The organism is Candidatus Flexifilum breve (assembly GCF_016713355.1).
The window spans coordinates 55,025-80,199 of the sequence record NZ_JADJPI010000021.1 but is presented as its reverse complement, the minus strand read 5'-3'; the positions used below and the strand labels follow the sequence as shown (position 1 = coordinate 80,199).

The following is a 25,175-nucleotide window of genomic DNA, read 5'->3' as shown; positions in this document are numbered from 1 at the left end:
AATTCAGGGAGGGGAGCCGACATCGCTCGCCAAACCTCCCACCTTCCGTGAGAGGGGCTGATTGGACACCTTCTTGATCGCGTCCCTACGCGGGGCAGGTGTTTGACGGAGAATCATTCATGCAAGCGACCCACCTGACGATGGAAGAGCTGGAAGCCGGTTTAGCGACCCTGGGCGAGTCGCCGCGCGACAGCGGCGTGATCGAACTGATCGTCGCGCGCCCCGCGGTTGATCAGCGCGTGCTGCTGGACAGCGCCGAGATCACGCTGACGGATGGGCTGGCGGGCGACAACTGGAAGGCGCGCGGGAGCAAAGCCATGCCCGACGGCAGCGCCAACCCCGAAGCGCAGATCACGCTGATGAACAGCCGGATCGCCAACTTAGTCGCCGGGGAGCGGTCGCTGTGGCCGTGGGCAGGCGATCAACTGTACGTAGATTTCGATATCAGCGCCGACAATCTGCCACCCGGGCAGCGCATCGCGCTGGGCACGGTGATCCTCGAGGTCAGCGCCGTGCCGCACACCGGCTGCGCCAAGTTCACCGAGCGCTTCGGCCATGCGGCGATCCAGTGGGTAAATTCGCCCGTGGGTCGGCAGGCGCGGCGGCGCGGCGTGAACTGCCGCGTCGTGGGTCGATCAGGGCGGCACGATCAAGCCGCGTCGGGGATAGCTCGATCTTAACTAACGGAGTTAGGATAAAAGCCAGTAGAACGACCCCGCCCCCGGCCTCTTCCCCGCCCAATCGGAGGGAGGCGAGAGAGGGGCTACAGAGGCGCTATGTCGAGGACGGACAGGCATGCCCTGCGTTAACTATGTCCGGTATTGGCTGTGCCCTATGTGGTCGCCCATGAACGGAGCGGCCCCTCCCCCGTCAGGGCTCTAAGTTAAATTGCCCCCCTACAAGAACGAATGTAGGACGCGCAACGGCGCGTCCGCGACATATCCCCGACGGTCAAGGATCAATGAAAGCTTTCTATTCCGACACGTTTGTGCTGCCGCTGCCCGAAAATCACCGCTTCCCGATGGCGAAGTACCGCCTGCTGCGCGAACGCATCCTCGCCGAAGGGATCGTCGCGCCGGAGGATTTGCTGCTGCCGCCCGCCGCCACCGATGAGCAGATTTTGCGCGCGCACGACGCCGACTATCTGGAACGCGTAGTCGGCGGTGACCTGACCGCGCACGAAATCCGGCGGATCGGCTTTCCGTGGTCGCCGGAGATGGTCGAACGGTCGCGGCGGTCGTCGGGAGCGACGATCATGGCGGGGCGCACGGCGCTCGACGAGGGAATCGCGGTCAATCTGGCGGGCGGGACGCATCACGCCTGCCGCGATCACGGTGAAGGCTACTGCGTGTTCAACGACAGCGCGATTGCCGCGCGCGCTCTGCAAGCCGAGGGACGCGTCCGCCGCGTGGTGATCCTCGACCTCGACGTGCATCAGGGCAACGGCACAGCGCAGATTTTGCAGGGCGATCCCACGGTGTTCACGTTTTCGATGCACGGCGCGAAGAATTTCCCGTTTCACAAAGAGCAGAGCGATCTTGACATTGAACTGCCGGACGGCACCGGGGATGCGGTCTACCTCGAACTGGCGGAGGAAGGCGTGCGCCGCGCCATCGCCATGAGCGGCGCGGACATCGCCATTTATCTGGCGGGCGCTGACCCCTATCATGGGGATCGACTGGGGCGCATGGCGTTGAGCATGGCGGGGCTGGCGGAACGGGATCGGTTGGTGCTGGGGCTGTGCCGGGAGGCCGGTTTGCCCGTCGCCATTGCGATGGCGGGCGGCTATGCCAAAAACGTCGACGACATTGTGGCCATCCACACGCAGACGGTGCGGATTGCTGCTAGTTTGTAAGGCGTTCCCACGAGAGCAACCATTCGGAATGGGGTAGATAATACAGGTGACAGCCTGTTTGGTTGATTTGGGCTTCCTCATAAAGCCGGGAACTCACCTCGAAACGGAGATCGTGGATGAGAAAATAATAATGCGTTCGCCGTCCTCGCTTTCGTTCTAATCTAGGAACGCCGCTTACCCGAAGTACACGCCCATCGCGTAGATCACGCCAGCCTGCCAGCGGCCGAAACAGCACAATAAAAATCGCGGGAAAAATAACACTTATCATGAGGGCAAGACATCTTCCGCTTTGCGCCATATCAGGAGATGTGGGTCTTGTTAATATCCATGACCAGAACAGAACGACCATGATGGGGCTAATGAGGATGCTCCCAATGACCCAACTGATGAGAAATGGTTTCTGCGCGTCGCTGATCCGACCTAGGCGATTTGCTTCGACGTCGTTCGGCTGTATTTCGTACGTAATGAAAGGATTCATCCTGATCAGCCTTTGAATTTAGCACTGTGTCCAGGCGACGAACTGGATGAATGGCGTCGTCGTGAACTGCGGCGGCGTGAAGCGCTGCACCGCTGATCCCAGTCTATCACTGATGGCGATGTTCGCCTGACGATTGCTGTTTTCCGCAAAGGCGATCCGCGTGCCATCCGGTGACCAGACGAATGTCCCCGCCGATTCATGGCTGAGCACGCGCTGCGTAGATGCATCCACCAAATCGATCAGCGTGAGCGGCTTGCCGATGAAATCCGAACCGCCCGCCGCTGCTGCGACCATCCCGCTGTCGGCGGTGAGTGCGGCGCGCCACGCAATCGTGTTCGGGTCGACGCGGATGAGCGGCGTCGCCGTGCCTGCGACCGGGTCGAAGAGCATGAGCGCGTAATCGTCGGGACGCGGGTCGATGAAGCCGATGGCGTCCGCGGCGATCCACTGCGGACGCCATACGGCGCGGTTCGCGGGCGAGGTGCTGAATGTGCCCGCGCGCGTGTCGATCACTGTGAGGAAGGCATCGCCATTCGGCGCGATCCACGAGACCCACGCGGAGTCCGCGCCTCCCCACCAGAAATCCGAGCCGGAGCCGAAATGCGTGTGCGCCAGCATATCTACGCCGCGCAAGAGTTCGGTGCGGATGCCGGTCGCCGTGTCGACCAGATCGACGCCGAGAAGCTCCCCGTCGTAGAACGGGACGATGGCGCGCGGTTCGGCGGATATGGGGAAGATTGCGCCGTTGGTAAAAATTGAATTCCACACGGCGTTCGGCGGCACGAAGAAAAGGTCGTCGGCGTATTCCGGCACGAGATCGGGGACGAGGAGCGTCCGCGCCTCTGTCGGCACATCGAGGCGCACGAGGTCGTAGCGTCCATCGTCGCCGCGCTCCACCCACACCCACTGATCGCCTTGCCACTGAGCGGGCAGAATGCCGGACGCGCTGCCCCCCAAGCCCAACCCGCGCAGCGATGGCGCGGCGGGCGTGCCCTCCGGCGTGTAGATCTCGAAGTGCCAGCCCGCTTCGGCACAGGACGCCGTTTGACAGCCGGAGATGCGTTCGACCGCGACATGCGCGCCCGTTGGCGACCACGCCAACCGCCACGAGAGCGCGTCGTGCTGGAGCGGCACATCGATCAGGTCGCGCGCGCCGCTTATATCGGCCAGATAGAGATGCGCCGCGCCGACCGCGTCGATGGCGATGGCGGCGAGCTGATGGCCGATCGGCGCGAGTTCAGCGGTGAGGACGGGCAGCGTCGCCAATGGCGAGGGCTGGGGCGTGAGGTCGGCGGCGTTGAAGATGTGATGATAGAAGCGCCGCCCATCGAATTCGGCGATCACCAGATATTGGCTGTCACCCGACCAGCCCGCAATCGTGACCGGATCGAGTGTGGGGTGACTGTCGACCGTGCGCGTGTAGGGGATGCTCTGGCGGATTGTCCCGGTCGCATCGGCGATGGTGAGGAAGCGCCGCCGCGCCAGATCGCGCCACATGAAGGCGAACGCGCTGCCATCGCGCGCCCACGCGATCTGCTGGAAGCCGTTCGACTGGCTGGACGCGTCAATGCCCGTCTGCACGATGCGTTGACCCTGCGGCGTGTCGAGCAGCAGCGTCATGGTGGCGCGTTCGCCGAAGCGCTGCACGAAGCCCGCGCGGGCTGTTCCATCCGGCGAGTCGATGCTGTACAGGCGCTGCACTTCGCGCCGATCCAGCACCGTGTGCCCGGTGGCCGTATCGAGGATGTAGGTGACGGGCGCGACCGTGTAGCCATCGTAGAGCACGACGCAGCGGTACGCATCACCGCGCGACAGGGCGAGACTACCCGCCGAGAGCACAACCAGCAGGCCGAGCGCGATCAGGGCGGCGCGGATGAACAGGAACAGCGCGGAACGCCGCATCAGGCGGCGCTCCCCACGTCGCAGCGCGTCCACGCCGTGAGCATGGTCGAACTGAGGGCGGTGTTGTCGATGCGATACGCGCCGAGCACCTGCCCGTCCGCGCTGGCCAAGTGCAGCCCGGCGTTCGTGCCGTCAAAGGTCAGGTAGGCGACCTGAGCGCCATCCGGCGACCAGATGGGCGTTTCCACGGCTTCCCGGCTGATTTCGACCGTGCCTGATCCATCGAGTGCCGTTAGATAGATGATGCCACTGGATCGGGGGTTGATCGTCAGGCGGACGGCGATCCATGCGCCGTCCGGGCGCAGCACGCCGCTCCAGCGGGTGACGCCGCTGGGCAGCGCGGCGAGGTCGATCTGCGTACCGGTCGCGGTGTTGAACAGGGTGAAGGCGTAATCACTGCCGCGCTGGTTGATGAATACCACCCGCTCGGCATCGATCCACTGCGGGGCGAGGATGTGCGTCGTGCCCTCGGCGGTCGAGTAGAGCGCGTCCGCGGCGAGATCGTAGAGCGTCAGATACGTCTGCCGGGCGGAATCAGCGCGGCGCGACCACAACACCTGCGCCGCGCGCGCATCCTCTCGCCAGAAAGCCGAGCCGATGCGGTCGCCGGGGCGGCTGAGCGTATCGACACCGCGGACGAGGTTAGTGCTGGCGCCCGTGTCGAGATCCAGCAGGTCGACGTTGATGCGGCCGTCGACGCGCGTCGGCACAATCAAACGCGCGCCGACCGGCTGTTTGAGCAGCACCCACGCGTTGGGTAAGGTGGCGAAGTCCGGCGGCACGTAGAAGATATCCTGTACGTAGCCGCGCACGACGTTTTGTGCGAGGAGCGTGGTTGCGCCGGTCGTGGCGTCCAGCGCGGCGAGGTTGAGCGGTGTGGTCGCGTCGACCTGCTGCGCCCACACCCATTGATCGCCGTGCCACAGGCCGAGCAGCACTTGAATCGGCGGTTCGGCGGCTTGCTCGTGCAGACCGGGCAAGTTGAGCGCGACGGGACGCCCGTCGCGGTGGTACAGGTCGTAGCGCCAGAAAATATCGCAGGCGGAGGCGAGGCAGCGGCTGTGATGGCTGACCACGACGAAATACTCACCGCTCGGCGACCAGACAATGCCTTGCAGATCGCGTCGGGCCACGTCCAGCGTGATCGGCGTGAAGGGCGCATCGAGCGCGCCAACCAGCAGCGCGGCTTGTCCCTCAAAACGTTCGACGGCGGCGAGCGTCGCCCCGGTCGGCGACCATTCCGCCATGAGCAGCGGCGTCTCGTCGAAGGGGGTGGCGAGTTCAGTCAGCGGATTGGTGGCGAAGAAACGTACCCGGTCGGACAAGTAGGCGCGTTCGCGCAGGGTGAGCACCCGGTTGTCGCCTGACCAGCCGATCAGCGTGAGGCTGTAGGTGGCCGACCCGAACGTGGTGGGCGTGTTGGTCAGCGCCCGCGCGTTTCCATCATCAACGGGATAGATCGCCAGTGTGAAGCCATCCTGATCAGGATCACGCCACAGGTAGGCGAACGAACGGCTGTCCGGCGACCAGAGCAGCGGCGTGCTGCTGCTCTGCGCGCTGCCATAGCGCCCCGTGTAGATGACGCGGGCGGGTTCTGTACCGTCGGTGCTCGTCAGCGTGAGCGCCATGTGCTGCCCCGGCAGCGCGCGGTAGGCAGCGGTATAGCGGCCATCGGGCGATGTCGCGCGGAACACGACATCACCCGCCAGCGGCAAACGCTGGCGCTGACCCGCCGCGGTGTCGAGGATGCGGCTGGCGGGCGCGCCGGTGAAGTCAGAGAAGGTGAGGCAGCGGTAATCGTCACCGCGTGAGAAGGTCACGCTGGCGGCGGCGAGCAGTGCCAGCAGCAGACCGAGCGGGAGCGCGCCGCGGAGGAGGTTCGCGAGCGGGGATGTCAGCTTCATCGTCGAATGTCCCTCACAAACCGGGCGGATCGCAGCGCGACCAGCCTCCAAGCCAGATTGATGCAGTCGATGGTATCGTGCGCACGGGGATCACGCTGAGGCGCATCCCGTCCGGCGCGGCGATCACCACGCGCGGATAGGTGCGCGTGTACTCGATAAAGACGAGCCGCGACCCATCGGGCGACCAGAGCATCGAACTGGTCGTTCGGTCGCTCAACACCGACTGTTCCGAGCCGTCGAGCGAGAGCAGGTAGGTGCTGCCCGTCGGGTTGGAACCCTGAATGTTGATCGCCAGTTGGTCGCCGGAAGGCCGCAGCGTGCCCGACCATTGGCGGCTGCTGTTGGTCAGGTCGAGCAGGTGGTGCTGCGCGCCCGTGCCGGTATCCAACATATCGAGCGCATAGGCGTTTTCGGTTTGCCGGACGAAGCCGATCAGCGTATCGCTGATCCAACTGACCGAGTGAATATGCGTCGCGGCGTCCGTGGTGGTGTGGACGGAGTTATCCGCCAGATTAAGCACGCTGAGATACGTTTGTCGTTCAGGCGGCTGCCCCCGCGACCAGATGATGATCGCCCGCTGGCCGCTCCAGTCCCAGAAACCCGTGCCAGAAAAATCGGTGGTTCCCAGCACCGCTTCGGCGTTACGGATGATGGGCGTCAGCTCCCCGGTCGCCACATTGAGCAGGTCGACGTGAACCTCGTCTCCGTTTTGCCACGGCACGAGCAGCCAGTCGTTTTCCGGGATGTTCGGCGGGCTGGTGCTGTTGGGCAGCACGTACAGCCAGCGCTGCGGGCTGAAATAGAACATGTCGGCGACGTAGTTGTCGAGTAAATTGGAGACTAAGGTGGTGCGTGCGCCGCTGATCACATCCAGCGTGACGAGATCGACGGGTTCGTCTGCGCTGGGCTGTTCCGCCCATAACCAGCGGTGCTCGTCCTGCCACATCCCCATGACGATGCGGTCGGTCTGATCAGCCGGGACGGTATGCAGGCCGGAGAGATTGCCTGCGATCAGCGTGCCGTCGCGTCCATAGAGGTCAAAGCGCCAGTAGAGATCGCAGGCCGCGCCCACGCAGTCGCTCATATAGCTGATCAGCGTGAAGTAGCGGCCATCCGGCGACCAGTACACGCCTTGCACGTTGCGGCGGGGGATGTCCAGCGGGAGGGCGCGGAGCGGCGCGTTCCAGTCGTGCAGATAAAGCGTGGACGATTCCGCCGTGCCGAGATCGGCGGCGGCGAACTGCGCGCCAACAGGCGACCAACTGCCGAAATACAGCGGCAGTTCGTCTAGTTCCGTTTCCATCAGCGCGAGCGGATCGGTGGTATAGAAGCGGAAATACAGCGCGCCGCCCGTCCGCTCCTGTAGGGCGAACGCGCGGCTGTCACCCGACCAGCCGGTGATCTGCACGCCGTTGAAAAACGAGGTATCGCCGCGCAGGGTGTAGGGGATGGTCTGCTCGCGCTGCTCAGCCCGGTTGTAAACGGAAAGATAGAGCTGACCGTCCAGATCGCGCCACAGGTAGGCGAAGGCGCGGTTATCCGGTGACCAGAGCACATGATTGGCGGAATCCGTCGGAGTTTCCGAGCGGATGTTTGACCGGATCACGGTGGTCGTCACTGGTTGATCGTCGCCGGGGTATTCGGCCAGCAGCAAATCCATCGTTTGATCAGCGCGCACGTTGAAATAGCTGGAGTAGCGCTCGTCTGATGAGATTGCGCCGAAGTTGCTGAAGCCCGTGGGCCTGGGGAGTTCATGCACGCGTCCATAGGCGGTGTCAATGTAGTACTGGCGCGCGATGCCTCCGTAGTCGGACAGGCTCAGGCACACGTCCTCGGCGTCCCGGCGTGAGAGGATTACGCTGGCGCTGGCCAGCAGCAGCGATAGCGCGACGAGCAGCAGCCCGCCGCGCAGCACCAAGCGCCGGAACAGTCCCGTGTTCGACCTCGCGTATGAGGTAGTATCAGCCACAGTCATCCGTCTCGAAGCACCTCTCGATTAAGTACCTTCCGATTGTAGTGGAATCGGCCGATTGCTGCGTGAGAAAAGGGCGTGGATGTCCATTGTCTGCAAAAAACAGGCAAATGGCATCTTCGAGAACTCGCGCGGTGACAGGTATAATCTATGGAGTGTTGCATAAATTAGGCTTAGAAAGCGGACGAGAGTGGCAGACATCACCATCCGGCAGATCGCCGATTATGTAGGGCAAGAAGTGACGCTCAAAGGGTGGGTGTACAACCGCACCGATAAGGGCAAACTGCAATTCATCCAACTGCGCGACGGCACGGGGATCATTCAGTGCGTGGCGTTCAAAAAAGAGATGGATGAGGCAGAATTCGCAGTCGCGGGCAAGCTGACGCAGGAAAGCTCGATCACCGTGACGGGGACGATCCGTGAGGACAGCCGCGCTCCCGGCATCCCCGGCGGCTTCGAAGTTGGCCTCAAGAATCTGACGCTGGTCAACATGGCGGAAGAATACCCGATCACGCCGAAAGAACATGGCGTCGAATTCCTGATGGATCAGCGCCATTTGTGGCTGCGTTCCAGCCGCCAATGGGCGATTCTGCGCATCCGCGCGACGATCATCAAGGCGCTGCGCGACTTCATGGATATGAACGGCTACCTGCTGGTCGATACGCCGATCCTCACGCCGACGGCGGGCGAAAACACCACCTCGCTGTTCGAGATCGACTATCACGGCGAACCCGCGTTCCTCGCGCAGACCGGGCAGCTTTACAACGAAGCCAATATGATGGCCTTCGGCAAGGTGTACTGCTTCGGCCCGACGTTCCGCGCGGAAAAGTCGAAGACGCGCCGTCACCTGCAGGAATTCTGGATGATGGAGCCGGAAGCGGCCTTCGTCAACCTGGAAGAGTTGATGGACCTCGAAGAGCAGATGATCGCCTACGTGGTCGAGCAGGTGCTGGCGAAGCACCAGCCCGAGCTCGGCGTGATCGAACGCGATATTGCCAAACTGGAAGCGATCAAAGCGCCGTTTGTGCGCATCAGCTATGACGACGCGGTCGCGCGCTTGCAGGCGAAATACGCGGCCATGCCCGAAGGCGACGAGAAGAACGAACTGAAGATCGAATGGGGCGAAGACTTCGGTAGCCCGCACGAAACGGCGCTGGCCGAGATGTTCGACCGCCCGGTGTTCGTGTATCACTACCCGACCGCGGTCAAGGCGTTTTACATGCAGCCCGTCGACGGTCGTCCGGAAGTGTGCCGTAGCGTCGATCTGCTCGCGCCGGAAGGCTACGGCGAGATCATCGGCGGCAGCGAACGCATCTACGATCCCAAGCTGCTCGACGAGCGCATCGCCACCATCGGCCTGCACCCGGAGAACTATCGCTGGTATCTCGACCTGCGCAAGTTTGGCAGCGTGCCGCACGCGGGCTTCGGCATCGGCATTGAGCGCACGGTCGCGTGGGTGTGCGGTCTGCCCCACATCCGCGAGACGATCCCCTACGCGCGCATGCTCAACCGCAAGTATCCTTTTTTGGGTTTGCCGCGGCCTGTTGGAGAGGGTGTGTTTTTTTTGCCCCCTCCTCCCCCCCCCCCCCGCCCGTGGGGGGGGTCCCCCGGCCCCCCCCCGCCCCCCCCCCGGGGGGGGGGGGGTTGGGGGGGGGGGCCAGGCCCCCCCCCGTTTCCGGGGGGGCCCGCCGGCCTCCTCCCCCCCCCGGGAGACGGGGGGCGGGCGCCTGCTCATAAACCTCGCCTAAGATACGGGTACGCTTTTGAACCCTTTATCGCGTCCGCTGGCAAGTGAAAAGGCTTTAAGGGCTTTTGCACCTAGGCTGCGCCCTACCACCTCGGTTGGCGATGGCCGGGGGCATTAGCCTTCGTTGTTGAAATGCCCCAACTATGTTAATATCCACACGTCATAGTAACTATGCTTTGACTGGTTGCTGCCGCCCTCATTTTGGTCACCCGCCTGACGCACGTCCCCATTCATTCGCGCGCCTCCAGACGGGTCAATGTTAGTCAGGGAGTCCCGATGTCCATTGATTTTGCCTCCCGCATGATCGGCATGGTCATTTTTGCCCTCATTGGTGCGCGGTTAGGCGTCAATACCGCCGTCGCATTCACCTTACCTGAACTGGCGACCTCTTTCATTTTCGCGCTGGTTGGGATTTTGTTCGGTTTGGTGCTCACCCCGTGGATCACGGTGCGCCCGATCCGCGTGCTCAGCCGCATGGTGACGGAAATGCCCATTGAGAGCTTGTTCACGTCGCTGGTGGGCATGATCATTGGGTTGCTGATTGGGCTGATGGCGGCGTACCCGCTGTCGCTGTTTGACGGCAGCTTGGGCATGCTGCTGCCGCCCATCGTGCTGATCTGCTCCGTATACCTGATGACAACGATCTTTCGCGTGCGGTCGCGCGAGGTGTGGTTGTTCCTCAATGAGCGCTTCGGCATCGGCCTGAAGCGCGAAAACGAAGTCGCCGGCGTGGAACGCCAACTGCTGCTGGATACGAGCGTGCTGATCGACGGGCGCATTGTCGATATCGCGCGGACGGGTTTCGTCGGCGGGACGCTGGTGGCCCCGCGCTTTGTGATCGCCGAGCTGCACCGCGTCGCCGATTCGTCGGATACGCAGCGGCGGGCGCGCGGTCGGCGCGGCTTGAGCATCCTCAACGAATTGCAGCGGTCGAACGGCATGCTGTTCAAAATCATCGAAGAAGATATCCCCGACGTGCCGGAAGTCGACGATAAACTCGTGGCGCTGGCCGTCAAACTGAAAGCGCCGATCCTGACGATTGATTTCCCGATGAATCAGGTGGCGAAGGCCAACGGCGCGACCGTGCTCAACATCAACGAACTGGCGAATGCCGTGCGCTCTGCTTACATCCCCGGTGAAAGCTTCGCGCTGCGCATTTTGCAGGACGGCAAAGAGCAGGGGCAAGGAGTCGGCTACTTGGAAGATGGCACCATGGTGATCGTCGAAGGCGGCGCGTCGTTCATGGATCGCACGATCTATGTGGAAGTCACCAAGCTGATCACCCGCGATACGGGGCGTATCATCTTCGCCAAGCCGACAGACGGTAAAAAATAGGACTGAGAAGCGAGGACTGAGATTTGCTTTTCTCAGTCCTTTCACCTCAGTCCTCAGTCCTATAGATTTGTATCCCATCCACATCATAGATCAGTGTTAGATCGTCCGCCCACGCCCTTGAGTCTCCCCGCGAGGGCGCGTTCGCGTTCGCCATAGTAGACATAGCTGATGGGTAAGTATGCCAAATCATCTACAAACACGGGGTCGGGCGGATGCAATAGTCGGTCATATTCGTAGTCACTCAATTCATCGCGATAGAAGCGCGTGAGCATCGCTGTTTTGTTTTGCCAGTAGAGCGTTTCGGGTCCGTGACCCATGTATGTGCGCAGCGACGTGTATACGGGGATCGCGTTGCCTGTTTCCGGCGCGCTGAGGATCACGGCGTTGGGTTGGGCATTGGCGGCGAGCCAGTCGAAGGCGGCGATCTCGTTGACCGGACGAAAGATCGGGCGACCGGGATTCGAGGCCGCCAGCAAACTCCCGAACAGCAGAAAGACGCTCGTCATGAGCGCTGCGCCGACCAGCGCGTACTGGAGCGCCCGCCCGAAACGGACGCGCCGCGCCAGCCAGCGCAAGCCGAGCGCCGCGAGGAGCGCCAGCGGGACGATCACGCCTTCGGACATGCGCCGCTGCACGTTGATCGGCGCGTAGACGAGGATCGGCACGATCAGCAGCCAGCCGAGGAGGAAACTGAGCCTCACCCCTAAATCCCCCTCTCCCAGAGGGCGAGGGGACGAGGCATGCCTCGTCCTGAGCGGATAGGGGAAATGAGGGCGAGGTCTCTCCCTCGCCAGATGCGCCACACTGCGACCACCGCCGGGAGCGCCAGCAACGCATAGCCGAACAGGTAATGCAGCGGGTGCGGCGACGGCAGATCGTTTTGGCTGCTCCAGACGCTGAACACGTCGTTCAGGTAGAACTGGAAGGCGAAATAGCCGAAGATCGGCAGCGTCGCCAAGCCGACGAGCACGGCGCTCCAGAATAAGTGAGTCGGGAAGCGGCGATTGAGAATCCAGGCGGCGAGTCCCCACGCGCCGAGGATCACATAGGCGAGCGCGAGGTAGAACGGCACGGCCAGTGCGACGACGTAGCCGCAGACGATGGCGAGGAGAAGCCATTTGGCCTCACCCCCCTGCCCCCTCTCCGAGCGGAGAGGGGGAGTCAAGTCCCCTCGCCCTTGGGAGAGGGGTAGGGGTGAGGCGATTTTCATCACCGCCAGCAGCAGGCCGAGCAGCGCGGCGCGACCGAGCGCGATGTGGGGCAAGCCGAACAGCACCAGAAACGAGAAGCCCTCCGGCACGTACACGTCGATGGGCAGCGAACCGAGCAAGCCGTTATTGCCCGTGAGCGCCAGCAGCCAGCCGATCCCGCCGCCGAAGGTCGCCAGCGTGAGCGCGAGGCGGCGCGTCTTGACCGAGCCAGTGAACGCCGCGATGAACGCATACATGACCGGGATCAGAATTGCGTTGCAGACGGCTTGTAAAACGCGGAACGCGACCATTAGCGCCGGGGCGAGGCGCGGATCAGCCGGCTCGAAGAACAGGCCGACGATCTGACCCGTGATAATGTACGGCAGGTAGAACAGCGGCGCCGATCCCTGCTGCTCGGAGGTATAGAACAGGTAGAAATCCCACAGGCCACGCGCGCCGAGGCGCATTTTGCCGAGGTACGAGTTGCCATCTTCCACGCCGAACAGCGACCCGCCGAAGCGCCACTGATCGGTTTGGCTGTTCCACGCGACGATGTAGGGCGCGGTCGTGATGACGATGACGATCAGCGTGAACAGGGCGACGTAGCGCCATTCGCGGGAAGAGATCGGACTGAGGACTGAGGACTGAGGGCGAAGTGAGTGGGCTGCGCTGGTCGGTTGTGTTTCCTGAACTACCATCGTGTCACTTTCATGGTGGTTACTCAGTCCTCAGTCCTCGAATCTCAGTCCTTGAGTTATTCGTCGCCAAACACCTGATCAAAGACTTCCGGCTCAATGAGGTCTTCGAGCGTCCAGTTGCAGAGAATCGGGAATTCGGGCGAGGTGAGGTCGATGTCGTTGGCCTGCGCCCACGCGTCGAGATCGGCGACAGATTGGTGGATCGTGTCCATGTCGAAGGGATCGCCGATCGCGAGGATCATGCGCTCCGGTTCCGACCCGTCTCCGGCGACGACAGCCCAGTGATTATCATCGGTCAGGCAAAGATAAGCACGCTGCGACATGCGGTTTCACCTCGATAATAGACTTTGAAACAATGCGAAACTAGAACTATGCCGACGCTTAGATGTGCGCTAAAATCAATTTTAAGTGAAAACAGCCGAAAGCTCACAGTGGACATACGTCAGGGTCGCCTTTCGGCGCAAGCATTATTGTAACTGCATTGAGTGACATCGACAGAGCAGAAAGACGAACCCATGCCGCTGCGGATTTACAACGTTCTCGGACGCGAAAAACAAGACTTCGAACCCATTGAACCGGGCAAAGTCGGCATTTACGTCTGCGGACCGACCGTCTACGACTTCCCCCACATCGGCCACGCCAAGACCTACACCGCGTTCGACGTGGTCGTGCGTTACCTGCGCTACACGGGGCTGGATGTGCTCTACGTGCAGAATATCACGGACGTGGGGCATCTGCTCGACACGGAAGAAGATCGCATCCTGAAGAAGGCGCGGCAGACGCAGTCCAAGCCGATGCAGGTGGTCGAGACGTACACCAAAGCCTATTTCGATGCGATGGATGCGCTCGGCGTCGGACGACCGGATATTTCGCCGCGCGCGAGCGGGCACATTCCCGAACAGATCAAGCTGATCGAAACGCTCATCCGCAAGGAACACGCCTATGTGAGCGAAGGCAGCGTCTACTTCGACGTGACGACCGACCCCGATTACGGCAAGCTGTCGAACCGTCGCGTTGAAGCGCAGGCCGCTGGATCACGCGTGGAAGTGCGCGGCGAGAAGCGCAACCCCGAAGACTTCGCGCTGTGGAAGCGCGCTGACCCGGAACACATTCTGCGCTGGGACAGCCCGTGGGGCGAAGGGTTCCCCGGTTGGCACGTGGAATGCTCGGCGATGGCGAAGAAGTACCTCGGCGCAACGTTTGACATTCACGGCGGCGGCATCGACAACATCTTCCCGCACAATGAGTCGGAAATTGCGCAGAGCGAATGCGCGAACGACGTCGATTTCGCGCGCTACTGGATGCTGGTCGGCTCGCTGATGGTGCCGGATCGCGATGGTAACCCGGTCAAGATGTCGAAGAGCCTCGGCAACTTCGTCACGCTGGCGGACGCGCTGAAAAAGTACCGTCCGGAAGCGATCCGCATGTTTATGCTCGGCGTGCACTACAGCAACCCGATCACTTACGAAGATGGGGCGATTGACGGCGCGGAACGCGGCTGGGAACGCATCTATAACGCCGTGCGCCTGACGCGCCGCGCGATGAACAGCGCCCCGGCGGGCAGCGGTGACGGCAGCGCGATTCTGGACGTGGTGCAGAAGACGCGCGCGGATTTCGCGGCGGCGATGGATGACGATTTCACAACGCCGCTGGCGATTGCCAGCCTGCAGGATCTGACGCGCGAAGTCAACACGCTGCTGAACAGCGGGACGGCGGTCGGGCTGGACGTGCTCAACGCGATTCACGCCGCGTACACCGATCTCGGCGGCACCGTGTTAGGACTCATACCGGAACATGATGCGGCGGCGGGCGGCGATGGCGCGCGCGAAGGCGCGTTAATTGAACTGCTGATCAAGATGCGCGCCGAAGCCCGGGTGAATAAGAACTGGGCGGAAAGCGACCGCATCCGTAATGAACTCGCGAAAGTGGGCGTGACGCTGGAAGATCGCCCCGATGGCACGATTTGGAAGACGACATGAGTGAATTTCTGTACGGACACTGGGCCATCATGGAAACGCTGCGCGCTGGCCGCCGTCAGTGCGAACAGCTCGTGATCACCGAGACGGTAGAAGAAAAAGGCATCGTCGCGGAGATCATCGGCGTGGCGAACGAACGCGGCGTCAAGGTGAAAAAGGTGCAGCGGCGCATCATCGACGATTTGGCACAGGGCGCGAATCATCAGAACATGGCGCTCCGAGCCAGCCCGTATCCGTATGTGGAAGTGCCGCAGGTGCTGGAACTGGGCAAGACGCGCGGCGAAAAACCGTTCATCCTGCTGCTCGACCTGCTCAAAGACCCGCAGAACGTCGGTGTGCTGATGCGCGTCGCCGATGCGGTCGGCATTCACGGCGTCATCCTGCAGGATCGGCGCGGCGTGGATGTGACTCCGGCGGTGGTCAATGCATCGTCGGGCGCGGTCGAGCATTTGCAGATCGTGCGCGTGACGAATCTCGTGCAGACGATGCGCGATCTCAAAGAGCAGGACGTGTGGATGGTCGGGTTGGACATTGGCCCGAACGTTCCGCCCATCGACAAGACCGATCTCAACATGAGCATCGGCATTGTGCTGGGGAGCGAGGGCGAAGGTATGCGCCGCCTCGTGCGCGATACGTGCGATCTGCTGCTGGCGCTGCCCATGCGCGGCGCGGTCGCCAGCCTCAATGTGGCGACGGTCGGCTCAGTCGCGTTGTACGCGGCGTGGCAGGCGCGCGGCTGGCAGGGCTGGGCGCACGCCTAGAGAAACAACAGGACTGAGGACTGAGGTCATAGGACTGAGTCAGCTTTCTCAGTCCTCAGTCCTTAGTCCTCGGTCCTTGAGGAATGTTGGGCGGTTCAGTGTATATACTCAGGGAGGAGCGCGCTCATCTGCGCTAAGGAAACGGCATGATCGAAGACATTATTAAAGAAACGCAGCAAAAGATGAAAAGCACGGTTGCCGTGTTTGAACAGGACCTGCACGGCATGCGTGGGGGGCGCGCCAGTACCGCGCTGGTCGAACGCCTGCCCGTCGAATACTATGGGCAGGAGACCGAACTCCGTCAGCTCGCCACGATCTCCACGCCCGAAGCCATGCAGATTTTGATTCGGCCCTATGACAAAGGCGCGGTCAAGGCGATTGAGAAGGCGATTCGCGTCTCGGAAATCAACTTGAACCCGAACGTCGACGGGGATGTGATCCGCCTGAACATGCCGCCGCTCACGCGCGAACGCCGTCAGGAGATGGTCAAGCTGGTGCACAAGCGCGCCGAAGATGCCCGCGTGTCCGTCCGGAATATTCGCCGCCACAGCAACGATGACATCAAGGAGTTCGAGAAAGAGAAGATGATCTCCGAAGATGAAGCCAAGCATGGTGCCGACGAAACTCAGAAGCTCACCGATAAATTCATTGCTGAGATTGACGCACTCGTCAAGGCTAAAGAGAAAGACATTATGGATGTCTAGGCACGCTTAGTCGTGGGGGTTGGGTAGGCTATGGTTGCGGCTGCACCGGAACAGGTCGAGTACATTCCATTAGAGCGCGTCCCGCGCCACGTCGCCATCATCATGGATGGTAACGGGCGTTGGGCGAAAGCGCGCGGTTTGCCGCGCACTGAAGGTCACCGGCATGGGACCGAAAATTTGCGCCGCATCCTCAAAGCCTGTGTGAAGTTCAAAGTCGAGATTTTGACGATTTACGCCTTTTCGACGGAAAATTGGTCGCGTCCGCGCACGGAAGTGCAAATGCTGATGCGGATTCTCGAAGCGGTGATCGACCGCGAACTGAACGAACTCCATGAAAGTGGTGTGCAGCTCCGGCATATTGGCGAGCTGGACGGCATCAGTCAGGGCTTGCAGAAGAAGATCCGCAAGGCGATGGAGGTCACCAAGGACAACCGGCGGCTGATCCTCAACATCGCGTTCAACTATGGCGGGCGCAATGAGATCGTGCGGGCGGTGCAGCACATCGTGCGCGATCGCATCCCCGAGGAGCAGATCACCGAGCAGTTGATCAGCAGCTACCTGTACACCAGCGATCTGCCTGATCCCGATCTCATCATTCGGACGAGCGGCGAACTGCGCGTGAGCAATTTCCTCATCTGGCAGGGCGCATACTCCGAGCTGTACTCAACGCCGACCTACTGGCCGGACTTCAACGAGGATGAGCTGCGCAAGGCGCTGAACGAATACGGCACGCGCAAGCGGCGCTTCGGCAAAACCGACGAGCAGATCGCGTCAGAATAGCTAGAAAAGCAACGAAAGATTCAAGTCGCAAAGACGCGAAGCAAGAATGTAGGGACGAGGCATGCCTCGTCCTTTTGATTCTTGATCTTTGCGCCTTTGCGCCTTTGCGCCTTTGCGTTGAATCTTTACTTGTTTGCCGTAAAGTCGAGGATGCGGCGGGCGAGGACGGTGTCGAGATCGGCGGGGCGGGTGGCGAGGAAGCGCAGATGCTCGACGCGGCTGGTATCGCCGAGCGCCAGCAGCAAAATCGACCCGGTGGAGATGCGCAGTTCGGCGTTGCTCTTGATGTTGGCGAGTTCGAGAAAGTCGGCGGTGCTCTCCCAACCGGGGATGGCGTTCATCTCGGTGTCGAGCGCTTGCTCGAAGGTGAGATCCCACTGGGCGAGCACGCTTTCGCTTTCGGCGACGAGCCCCAGCAGCGCGTCCCGCACGGCGACGGCCTGCGCCGTCAGCGGTTGGCGCGCGGTGATCGCTTGGGCGAGTTGATCGGCCTCGGCGTCGGTCAGCGTCACGCCGCGCGACTTGAGCGGGCGTTTGAACTGGCGCAGCAGCACGGAGAGCAGTTCTTCCAGCGGCGCGGTTTCGTAGGCCGCAGATCGTTGGGGCAGCATAGGGTTACCTCCCGGCTAACCAGTTGAGTACGGCGAGCACGCCGCGCAGATTGCGGGCGAAATCGGTATTGGTCGAATCGGTCAGTTCGACATCGGCGGCGGCGATCCCCTCCCCATCCGCCCAATCGGCCAGCGTGCCCGTGACCGGGTACGCGGTGAAGCTCGACTGGTAGGGATAGGGCGCGGCCTGCCCGAAGATTTGCGTCATGAGCGCCGAGCCGTGATCGCCGTCACATGTCCCCCGGTAGACGCCGTTGGCGGCGCTGTGAAACGAGAGCAGCGCGGCAGGGCGCAGGCGATGCAGGTAGGCGGCGAGGGCGCGCGTCTCCGGTTCGGACATGGGGGCGCTGCCCGCGCTCACGATCTGGTCACGCCACTGCGCCTGCGGCGACCAGTCGCAGTCCCAATTGCGATTCAGATCGACCCGGTTGGCGTTGAAGCGGCCCTCGGCGGTGCGTCCCCGGGTGACGCCATCAGGATTGAGCGCCGGGATGATCACCAGCGAGGTCACGGCGGGAATATCGGCGGGGTGCGCGGTGAAGTGCGCGCGGAACTCGTCCATGAGCGTGACGGTATTCGCCTCCCAGCCGCCGTGAATGCCGCCGACCAGCACGACAATCCGGTCGCCAGAGCCGAAGCGGTAGGCGGTAATCGGTCGGTTTTCGACTGAGAAGCCGAGCGTAATCATCGGCTCGATGGTGGCGGTGGGCGTGATGACAGCCTCACCCCCACTCGCTGCGCTCGTTACCCTCTCTCCCACGGGAGAAGGGATAGCTGTGCTCGTCGCGATGGTCGGCGCCGCGCCGTTGATGGGGCGAGGCGTGTGCGTGGGCAGGATCGGCATGGCGGGCGCGGGCGTCGGTGTGAGCGTGACGATCTGGGCGGCACTCGCTTGATCAGGCGCGGGTTGGCAGGCGGTCAGCAGCAGGCCGATCAGCAGGATGGGCGCTAACCAGACAGCAGCAGAGAGACGAACCATGCGATCCTTTCCCAGTCAGCAAAAGGACGAGGCATGCCTCGTCCCTACGATAGTGTGGATATTCTAGCTGATCGCTCAGACTTTACGAGTGGGGCAAGGTGCGCCTTGCCCCGACCTACGTTCTCGCTTAGTTGCCCGGTTCGTTGGTCGACTGCGGCACGTTTTCCGTCAGGCTCTGGAAGTCGAAGAGGAACGGGCTGTTGGACGGCACGAGCATCAACTGCACGTTATCCGACAGGTTCTGCACGTACTGATACTGGATCAGGTTCGGGTTGGCGGCCAGTACTTCGGCGACCAACTGGAGCGCCTGCGCTTCGGCTTCGGCACGGAGGACGATGGCCTGCGCTTCACCTTCAGCCCGAGCGATGGCGGCGTCACGTTCACCCGCGGCGACCGCACGCGCCTGTTCAGCTTCCTGCTGGCGCTGCTGGACGACGAGACGAGCGCGTTCGCCTTCTTGCGCGGCGACCTGCGCCTGTTCAATCGCTTCCGCATACTGCGCCGAGAAGGTGATGTCGCGGATAATCAGGTCGGACATGGTCAGGCCTTCGGCGGCCAGACGGGTACGTAGGCGATTAGCGGCATTGCTGGTCAGAGTTTCGCGACCTCCGGCATAAATCTCGGCCGCTTCAAAAGCGGAGACGGCATCACGCACGATACCGCGCGTCTGCGGCACGACGAATTCACGCCCATATCGTTCCTGCCCCCAGCGCAAATGGAGCGTGTTGACATTGCTCGGATCGACGCTGTAGAGCACCGACACATCCAAGCGTACTTCCTGCCCGTCCGAGGTGCGCGCGACAATGGGACCTTCACCACCCGCCGCTTCGTCCATGGTCACCGACTGCTGGGCCACCGGATAGGTGAATGCTTGCTGCACCACGGGGACGATGATGTGTGTTCCACCGCGCCGCGGGTTCGGGTCAAGCTCACCGTTGAGGGTGTTGACGACGACCGCCACTTGCTGCGGCTCAACAATCATGATCCCCTGGCTGACCACACTGAAGAGCAGCCCGAGGACGAGTCCGACCGCAGCTAGGGTGATGCCACTGCGCACCGGTCGATTTTGCGACGCGGACAGCACCACGGCCGCGATACCCCCGAGGAAAAGCAAGAAACCGAGAAGCGACAGCGCTCCCAGAATTGAACTTACACCCATTGAAGTCTCCTTGTTGTCGTCAATACTATAATCCACGAAGCATAGTACAGTATAACATGCGCTGATCGTCTCCAGCGTAATAAATGGCGTAACACCCTAAAAACTCGGAGGATGCTTCTCATGAATTCATCAGTATTCAGCCGGAAATAAAAACAGGCGACCGTTAAGTCGCCTGTTTTCGCTGCATTGGTATTGACGCCACACCCTAATCCCATGCCGAGATTGGCGTTCGGTTGGTGGGTATTCAGCCGCGCCGCCGCCCTGAATGAGTACGGCGGCGCTTCCGCACGGGCTTAATTGCCCGGTTCGGTGGTGGCCTCGGGCTGCGGGACGCTTTCCGCCAGGGTGGTGAAGTCGAACAGGAACGGGCTGTTGGACGGCACGAGCATCAACTGCACGTTATCCGACAGGTTCTGGACGTATTGATACTGGATCAGGTTCGGGTTATCGCTCAGCACCTGCGCCACCAGTTCGAGCGCTTGCGCTTCGGCTTGCGCGCGGAGGACGATGGCCTGCGCTTCACCTTCGGCGCGAGTGATGGCGGCGTCACGTTCACCTTGGGCGACGGCGCGCGCCTGCTCGGCTTCCTGCTGGCGCTGTTCTACGCGCAGACGGGCCTGTTCCGCTTCCTGCTGCGCGATCTGCGCATTTTCAATCGACTGCGAGAACTGCTCTGAGAAGGTGATGTCACGTACGAGCACGTCGGAGAGGGTGAAGCCTTCTTCGGCCATACGCGCGGCGAGTAAATCCTGAATGCTGGATTCGACGGCGGTGCGCTGTTCGCCGTAAATGTCGACCGCGCGATAGGCTGAAATCACATCGCGCACGAAGCCGCGTACAGTGGGACGGATGAAATTATCCTGATAGCCCGTGGGCCAACGGCGATGAACGATGTTCGCCTTCGTGGGATCAATCGCATAGAGCACGGTGATGTCGAGGGACACTTCCTGACCATCGACAGTCCGGGCGGCGACAGCGTCATTGCCGGCACGCGCGCCTTCGCTGGAATTCCCCGACATGGTGTATTCCTGCTGTGAAATCGGGTAGATCGTGACCGTTTGCAGCACCGGAATCACGATATGCGTCCCGGCAATGCGCGGCGGGTCTTCCAGGTCACCATTCAGTGTATTGAAGATGACCGCGACTTCTGTCGGTTGCACGATCAGGATGCCCTGACTGATCACACTGAAGAGGATGCCGATGATAATCCCGACCACTGCCAGCAGCACACCGCTGCGAAAGGGGCGGTTTTGCGAAGCGGACAACACCACAGTGGCGATACCACCGAGGAAGAGCAGGAAACCCAGAAGCGAGAGCGCCCCCAGAATTGAACTAATGCCCATTGAAGACTCCTTTGTCGTCGATAGTTCAACGTACGGGCATCAGTATAGCACTCGCGCCTACACCCAGGGCGGTAGTAAATATCATTCTCCGCGAAACTGCCTGTATTCTTGACACATTTTTAATGCCTGCCTGGTTTTGAGCTCCTGACACGAACCATGAACCGCGTCCATTGGGCAGCAAAACCGGTGACACAGGGTCACCGGTTGGAGGTGCTGCTCGGCTGTCGGACTGGCGCTAGTCGAGAATCGGCGGGAAGAAGTGCAGCGTCTGGTCGACGAGACTCAGTACGTCGGCGTCGGGCTGCATATCATCACCCCACGCCGTGAAGGTGATCACCACCACCGAGGCGGCGGGTTCGTTGTCCACGCTGACCACGTACGATGTGGATGGCACATCATCGATCAGGGTGGCGTAGCTGGCGACCAGTGCGGGCAGCCCGCCAATGGTGGTTTCGCTGATGTCGCTCACCTCACCGTCGACGGTCGCCAGCACCGCATCCAAGGTTGAGGCGGCGTCGGTTTCGAGGTAAACATCGACGAAGATGCCCTGTGTCTGGGTTTCATCGCTCAGCGCGTTGGTGAGGCTGCCATCGTCGTTGGTGAAGCTGTAGGATTCGCCCCACGCACGCGGATACTGGAAGTAGACGCCTTCGTTGGTGTCGGTATAGCCGCGCAGGTTGGTGTTCACACCCTCATTGTTGATGCTGACATCGGCGCTGGTTTGCGTTGTGTTCCCGGCCAAGTCCGCGATTCTCAAGGTAATGCGGTAATTGCCGCTGGGCGCGGCCTCGTAATGGAACGTGAACGGCTGTAAGCCAAACGTCAGCGGGGTGTTGGTCTGCGGCTGCGCCGTGACCGTCCCATCCGCCGCAATCATCAGTAGATCGACGATGAACTGATCGCCGGGCGACGGGCTGGGCTGGTACACGGTCGTGCCGTCGCTGGCGAGGATGCCGATGTACGCCTGCGTCTCGCTGCTGAAGATCAGGGTGGCGGGCTGCGCGCCCTGCGCGGTGACATACGTGCCGCTGACGGTCATTTCATTGCCCGAACCCGCGGTCGATTGCAGCAGGGACAAGACGGAATTCGTGCCATCGGTGATGACGGGGAATTCAACGCTCCACGCAAATGTGCTTGGCGTCAGCTCGTTGGGATATTCCTTCACCGTTTCACCCGTGGGGAGCGTGGTCGTGTACGAGATGGGCGAGTAGTCCACGATGACCTGGGAACCATCATCATTCTGGTAGTAGATCACATACGACAGATCGACGACGCCCAACCCGGCAGCATTGAAGAACACTACCGGATTGTCGAGCAGGCTGGGAGTGTCGGACATGCTGAAGATACTGGTGACTTCGAGCTGGAGCGCGCTGCCGTCCAGTTCGCTGACAATCGTCTGGTAGAACTGATCGAGATAGCTTTGCCAGAGCGCGAAATCGGCGGGCGCGGCGGCTGGATACGTAGGATCGTAGGTCAGCGGGCCGCTGGGGAGGTAGATGGCCAACCCGTTGCCGCCCGGCAGGAAGCTGTCTGCGCGGGAGTAGACAACGGTGCTGTCATAGGCGGCGATCACGGCCTGCGCGGCACTGTAGGCGTCTTCGGTGATGCTCGTTTGCAGGCTGAACCAGTTCATGAAGTCGCGCAAATCGACATAGGAGTAAATGTCGGCACGGTCGCCGAGCGAGGCCCCGAAGATCTGGCTGTTGTTGCGCGCCGTGCCGAGCGCGGAGAGCAGCGCGGCGGTGTCCGTGCCGACCACCGCCGAGAAATCGCTCAGCGAGGCAAGGAGGTTGGGCAGACCTGCCGTTTCGACCAGCGACAGCCCAACTTTGGTGCGCTCTCCCGGCCCCGCGTAGTAATCCATGTAGGTATCGACGAAGGCCGCGCCCACCTGAAAGGCGTCCCAATCGGGATTCTGCTGCATGGCGGTGATGCTGTTGAAATATTCCCAACCGTTGCTGGGGATGACTTCCTGCGAGAACAGCACATAATCGGCGAACGGTTCGAGGGCGACGGCGACATCGGTCACGCCCATGAGACAGGCGTCAAAGCCCACGATGTCGAAGAGGTCGACGCCCAATGCCTCCTGCGCGGCCGCCAGCGCGGCGACAATTTCCGGCAGTTCGAGCATGGAGGGTTCAGCACTGCCGTCGTCCGGGCCGATGCCGCGCCAACCGCCGCCGTGACTGCCGATCACGAGCATGTAGTGTTCTGCCGGGTAGGTGGTCACCGCCCAGCTGATGAAGTCGAACAGCGCTTGCGGATCGCCCATGTCAACTTCGCCGAGCTCGGCGACGGGGGTTTGGTCAAACGTCGCGTCGAGGTTGTTCGCCGCGTAAATCTGCTGCGCCAGTTCGTCAGACAGCTGGGCCGCCTGGGCCGTCAGTTCCTCAGCGGTGCCTAGGTTCTGCGCGACTGCCCAATCCACCACAGCGGCGCGCATCCCGTCGATATCCGCGGGTGGCGGCGCCGGAACATATTCCATGAAGAAGCGGCGGGTATCGGTCCAGTCGCCGAAGCGCGCCTCAAAACCGACCGCCCGATCCAACTGCGTGACGATGTTGACGCCGTTCCCGCTGCCAACGCTCTGCATCTCGTAGTAATCGTTGAAGGCGGCCCCTTCGAGGTTATTGTCGACTGCGGTGTAATGCATAATCGTCCAGTTGGCGGGACCCGATTGGGCGTGCACAGCTCCCAAACTGCTGATCAGCAAAATTGCTAGAACCAGTAGCTTCTTCATATCGTCTCCAATGATGCAGTTGTAAGTTTATTTTGGTACTTCTACATATTAAACCATCTTCATGTGTTTGCGCATTGGTCTTCGGACGGGTTTTGTGTGATGAACCCGGATGTATTGCTCCGCGCCGACTTGGGGTATAAACTACACTAAATCGTCGGAGCAAAAGTCGCGTGCTTGACCCCGTCCTGTATTTTGGCGCGTTCCGCCTTCCCGTTTACAGCCTCATGCTGCTGGTGGCCGTGGTCACCGCCTTTGTGAGCGCTGTGTATCGCTCACCCTACCGTTTTGCGCAGGTGATCGATGTGGCGTTAGCGGCGGTGGTGCTGGGGTTGATCGGCGCGCGGCTGGAATACGTGGCGCTGGCGTGGGACTACTTCGCCGCGCATCCCGCCGAACTTCTGCACCCGGAATTGGGCGGGCTCGGCTGGCACGGCGCAGTAATCGGCGCGTATGCCGGGATGGCGCTCATGGCGCGCTGGCGCGGTCTGGATCGGCGGGAACTGCTCAGCCGCGGCGCGTGGGCGCTGCCATTGATCGCGCTGGCGGGGTGGGTCGGGTGCGCAGCGGCGGGCTGCGGCTACGGGCGCGAAGTCGATACGCTGGCGAATTACGCTGATTGGCTGGTGTGGGAGACGCGCGACGTATACGGTATTCTTGCGCCGCGCTACGCGACCGCCCGTTTCGGCGTGGCGCTGGCGGTGGCCGTCGCGCTGGTCGGGGCGCTCACCCGGCGTGAGCGCCGCGTCTGGGTCATGCTGGCGCTGCTCAGCGCGGGGATGTTCGGCATCGGCTTTTTCCGCGCGGACGCATCACCCCTGGTTGGCAGTCTGCGCGCGGATCAGATCATCGATGCTGTATTTCTGGTCATGGCAGTACAAAGACTATTAACCACAGAGAACAGAGAACACAGTAAGGTAGGATCACGGCGTGCCGTTAGCTCGGCAAAACGGGCTGCAGTCGCTATGGAAGCAGGGGACGCCATGATGCAGTTTAACTTATGACGGCGGAGTAGCCCCCCCCCGCCCCCCCCCCCCCCCCGGG

General features: G+C 61.8%; 19 protein-coding genes and 1 pseudogene. 9 read left to right on the top strand and 11 right to left on the bottom strand.

Annotated features, from left to right (window positions below; translation table 11 throughout):
• Nucleotides 1-119 precede the first annotated feature (119 nt).
• Nucleotides 120-680, top strand: a complete 561-nt coding sequence (locus tag IPK17_RS18800) for an MOSC domain-containing protein (RefSeq protein WP_343419229.1) — start codon at nucleotides 120-122, stop codon at nucleotides 678-680.
• Between the two features lie 281 nt (nucleotides 681-961).
• On the top strand, nucleotides 962-1,855 hold the full coding sequence (locus IPK17_RS18795) for a histone deacetylase family protein (RefSeq protein ID WP_343419228.1): 894 nt from the start codon (nucleotides 962-964) through the stop codon (nucleotides 1,853-1,855).
• Nucleotides 1,856-2,351: 496 nt separating this feature from the next.
• On the opposite strand, the gene IPK17_RS18790 is transcribed toward IPK17_RS18795, so the two are convergent.
• The 3 genes from IPK17_RS18790 to IPK17_RS18780 are packed head-to-tail and all read right to left on the bottom strand — an operon-like array spanning nucleotide 2,352 to nucleotide 8,108.
• On the bottom strand, nucleotides 2,352-4,235 hold the full coding sequence (locus tag IPK17_RS18790; protein ID WP_343419227.1) for a TolB family protein: 1,884 nt from the start codon (nucleotides 4,233-4,235) through the stop codon (nucleotides 2,352-2,354).
• Entirely contained in the window at nucleotides 4,235-6,139 is a 1,905-nt protein-coding gene (locus IPK17_RS18785) for a hypothetical protein (RefSeq protein WP_343419226.1), read from the bottom strand. Before IPK17_RS18785 ends, IPK17_RS18790 begins: the two co-directional genes overlap by 1 nt.
• A 13-nt stretch (nucleotides 6,140-6,152) precedes the next feature.
• Nucleotides 6,153-8,108 (bottom strand): TolB-like translocation protein, encoded by a 1,956-nt coding sequence (locus IPK17_RS18780; RefSeq protein WP_343419225.1) that lies wholly within the window; start codon nucleotides 8,106-8,108, stop codon nucleotides 6,153-6,155.
• Nucleotides 8,109-8,301: 193 nt separating this feature from the next.
• Here IPK17_RS18780 and asnS point away from each other — a divergent pair.
• Together asnS and IPK17_RS18770 are read left to right on the top strand one after the other, a co-directional pair.
• Nucleotides 8,302-9,633 (top strand): annotated as a pseudogene (gene asnS, locus IPK17_RS18775) (asparagine--tRNA ligase); the annotation flags it as partial.
• 501 nt (nucleotides 9,634-10,134) lie between these two features.
• Nucleotides 10,135-11,193: a PIN/TRAM domain-containing protein gene (locus IPK17_RS18770; protein ID WP_343419224.1), complete on the top strand. Its 1,059-nt coding sequence runs from the start codon at nucleotides 10,135-10,137 to the stop codon at nucleotides 11,191-11,193.
• Nucleotides 11,194-11,276: 83 nt separating this feature from the next.
• Here the strand turns inward: IPK17_RS18770 and IPK17_RS18765 are convergent, their stop codons facing one another.
• The 3 genes from IPK17_RS18765 to IPK17_RS18755 are packed head-to-tail and all read right to left on the bottom strand — an operon-like array spanning nucleotide 11,277 to nucleotide 13,404.
• Nucleotides 11,277-11,894 (bottom strand): hypothetical protein, encoded by a 618-nt coding sequence (locus IPK17_RS18765; protein WP_343419223.1) that lies wholly within the window; start codon nucleotides 11,892-11,894, stop codon nucleotides 11,277-11,279.
• Nucleotides 11,895-11,896: 2 nt separating this feature from the next.
• On the bottom strand, nucleotides 11,897-13,081 hold the full coding sequence (locus tag IPK17_RS18760) for a hypothetical protein (protein WP_343419222.1): 1,185 nt from the start codon (nucleotides 13,079-13,081) through the stop codon (nucleotides 11,897-11,899).
• Nucleotides 13,082-13,137: 56 nt separating this feature from the next.
• Nucleotides 13,138-13,404 (bottom strand): hypothetical protein, encoded by a 267-nt coding sequence (locus IPK17_RS18755; RefSeq protein WP_343419221.1) that lies wholly within the window; start codon nucleotides 13,402-13,404, stop codon nucleotides 13,138-13,140.
• 192 nt (nucleotides 13,405-13,596) lie between these two features.
• On the opposite strand from IPK17_RS18755, the gene cysS reads away from it, so the two are divergent.
• From cysS to uppS, 4 genes are all read left to right on the top strand, one after another.
• On the top strand, nucleotides 13,597-15,060 hold the full coding sequence (gene cysS / locus IPK17_RS18750) for a cysteine--tRNA ligase (RefSeq protein WP_343419220.1): 1,464 nt from the start codon (nucleotides 13,597-13,599) through the stop codon (nucleotides 15,058-15,060).
• A complete protein-coding gene (gene rlmB, locus IPK17_RS18745; RefSeq protein ID WP_343419219.1) occupies nucleotides 15,057-15,818 on the top strand; it encodes a 23S rRNA (guanosine(2251)-2'-O)-methyltransferase RlmB in 762 nt (253 codons plus the stop codon). Before cysS ends, rlmB begins: the two co-directional genes overlap by 4 nt.
• A gap of 146 nt (nucleotides 15,819-15,964) precedes the next feature.
• Nucleotides 15,965-16,522, top strand: coding sequence for a ribosome recycling factor (frr, locus tag IPK17_RS18740; RefSeq protein WP_343419218.1), 558 nt, complete (start codon nucleotides 15,965-15,967; stop codon nucleotides 16,520-16,522).
• A gap of 30 nt (nucleotides 16,523-16,552) precedes the next feature.
• Nucleotides 16,553-17,302 carry an undecaprenyl pyrophosphate synthase gene (gene uppS / locus IPK17_RS18735; RefSeq protein ID WP_343419217.1) on the top strand — a complete coding sequence of 250 codons (750 nt, stop codon included), beginning with the start codon at nucleotides 16,553-16,555 and terminating at the stop codon, nucleotides 17,300-17,302.
• A gap of 125 nt (nucleotides 17,303-17,427) precedes the next feature.
• Here the strand turns inward: uppS and IPK17_RS18730 are convergent, their stop codons facing one another.
• From IPK17_RS18730 to IPK17_RS18710, 5 genes are all read right to left on the bottom strand, one after another.
• The gene (locus tag IPK17_RS18730) at nucleotides 17,428-17,913 is read right to left on the bottom strand and encodes a hypothetical protein (protein WP_343419216.1); all 486 of its coding nucleotides are present in this window, start codon (nucleotides 17,911-17,913) and stop codon (nucleotides 17,428-17,430) included.
• A 4-nt stretch (nucleotides 17,914-17,917) separates the two neighbouring features.
• The gene (locus tag IPK17_RS18725; protein ID WP_343419215.1) at nucleotides 17,918-18,892 is read right to left on the bottom strand and encodes a M14 family zinc carboxypeptidase; all 975 of its coding nucleotides are present in this window, start codon (nucleotides 18,890-18,892) and stop codon (nucleotides 17,918-17,920) included.
• 127 nt (nucleotides 18,893-19,019) lie between these two features.
• A complete protein-coding gene (locus IPK17_RS18720) occupies nucleotides 19,020-20,051 on the bottom strand; it encodes a prohibitin family protein (RefSeq protein ID WP_343419214.1) in 1,032 nt (343 codons plus the stop codon).
• A 293-nt stretch (nucleotides 20,052-20,344) separates the two neighbouring features.
• Complete coding sequence (locus tag IPK17_RS18715) at nucleotides 20,345-21,394, bottom strand: prohibitin family protein (RefSeq protein WP_343419213.1); 1,050 nt, start codon at nucleotides 21,392-21,394, stop codon at nucleotides 20,345-20,347.
• A gap of 235 nt (nucleotides 21,395-21,629) precedes the next feature.
• On the bottom strand, nucleotides 21,630-24,134 hold the full coding sequence (locus IPK17_RS18710; RefSeq protein WP_343419212.1) for a clostripain-related cysteine peptidase: 2,505 nt from the start codon (nucleotides 24,132-24,134) through the stop codon (nucleotides 21,630-21,632).
• Nucleotides 24,135-24,304: 170 nt separating this feature from the next.
• On the opposite strand from IPK17_RS18710, the gene IPK17_RS18705 reads away from it, so the two are divergent.
• Complete coding sequence (locus tag IPK17_RS18705) at nucleotides 24,305-25,135, top strand: prolipoprotein diacylglyceryl transferase (RefSeq protein WP_343419211.1); 831 nt, start codon at nucleotides 24,305-24,307, stop codon at nucleotides 25,133-25,135.
• Nucleotides 25,136-25,175: the final 40 nt, after the last annotated feature.

Bases quoted from the DNA above. Each gene is read 5' to 3' on its own strand.
- IPK17_RS18800 (WP_343419229.1), top strand. From the start codon at position 120: ATGCAAGCGACCCACCTGACGATGGAAGAGCTGGAAGCCGGTTTAGCG.
- IPK17_RS18795 (WP_343419228.1), top strand. From the start codon at position 962: ATGAAAGCTTTCTATTCCGACACGTTTGTGCTGCCGCTGCCCGAAAAT.
- IPK17_RS18790 (WP_343419227.1), bottom strand. From the start codon at position 4,235: ATGCGGCGTTCCGCGCTGTTCCTGTTCATCCGCGCCGCCCTGATCGCG.
- IPK17_RS18785 (WP_343419226.1), bottom strand. From the start codon at position 6,139: ATGAAGCTGACATCCCCGCTCGCGAACCTCCTCCGCGGCGCGCTCCCG.
- IPK17_RS18770 (WP_343419224.1), top strand. From the start codon at position 10,135: ATGTCCATTGATTTTGCCTCCCGCATGATCGGCATGGTCATTTTTGCC.
- IPK17_RS18760 (WP_343419222.1), bottom strand. From the start codon at position 13,081: ATGGTAGTTCAGGAAACACAACCGACCAGCGCAGCCCACTCACTTCGC.
- IPK17_RS18755 (WP_343419221.1), bottom strand. From the start codon at position 13,404: ATGTCGCAGCGTGCTTATCTTTGCCTGACCGATGATAATCACTGGGCT.
- cysS (WP_343419220.1), top strand. From the start codon at position 13,597: ATGCCGCTGCGGATTTACAACGTTCTCGGACGCGAAAAACAAGACTTC.
- rlmB (WP_343419219.1), top strand. From the start codon at position 15,057: ATGAGTGAATTTCTGTACGGACACTGGGCCATCATGGAAACGCTGCGC.
- frr (WP_343419218.1), top strand. From the start codon at position 15,965: ATGATCGAAGACATTATTAAAGAAACGCAGCAAAAGATGAAAAGCACG.
- uppS (WP_343419217.1), top strand. From the start codon at position 16,553: ATGGTTGCGGCTGCACCGGAACAGGTCGAGTACATTCCATTAGAGCGC.
- IPK17_RS18730 (WP_343419216.1), bottom strand. From the start codon at position 17,913: ATGCTGCCCCAACGATCTGCGGCCTACGAAACCGCGCCGCTGGAAGAA.
- IPK17_RS18725 (WP_343419215.1), bottom strand. From the start codon at position 18,892: ATGGTTCGTCTCTCTGCTGCTGTCTGGTTAGCGCCCATCCTGCTGATC.
- IPK17_RS18720 (WP_343419214.1), bottom strand. From the start codon at position 20,051: ATGGGTGTAAGTTCAATTCTGGGAGCGCTGTCGCTTCTCGGTTTCTTG.
- IPK17_RS18715 (WP_343419213.1), bottom strand. From the start codon at position 21,394: ATGGGCATTAGTTCAATTCTGGGGGCGCTCTCGCTTCTGGGTTTCCTG.
- IPK17_RS18710 (WP_343419212.1), bottom strand. From the start codon at position 24,134: ATGAAGAAGCTACTGGTTCTAGCAATTTTGCTGATCAGCAGTTTGGGA.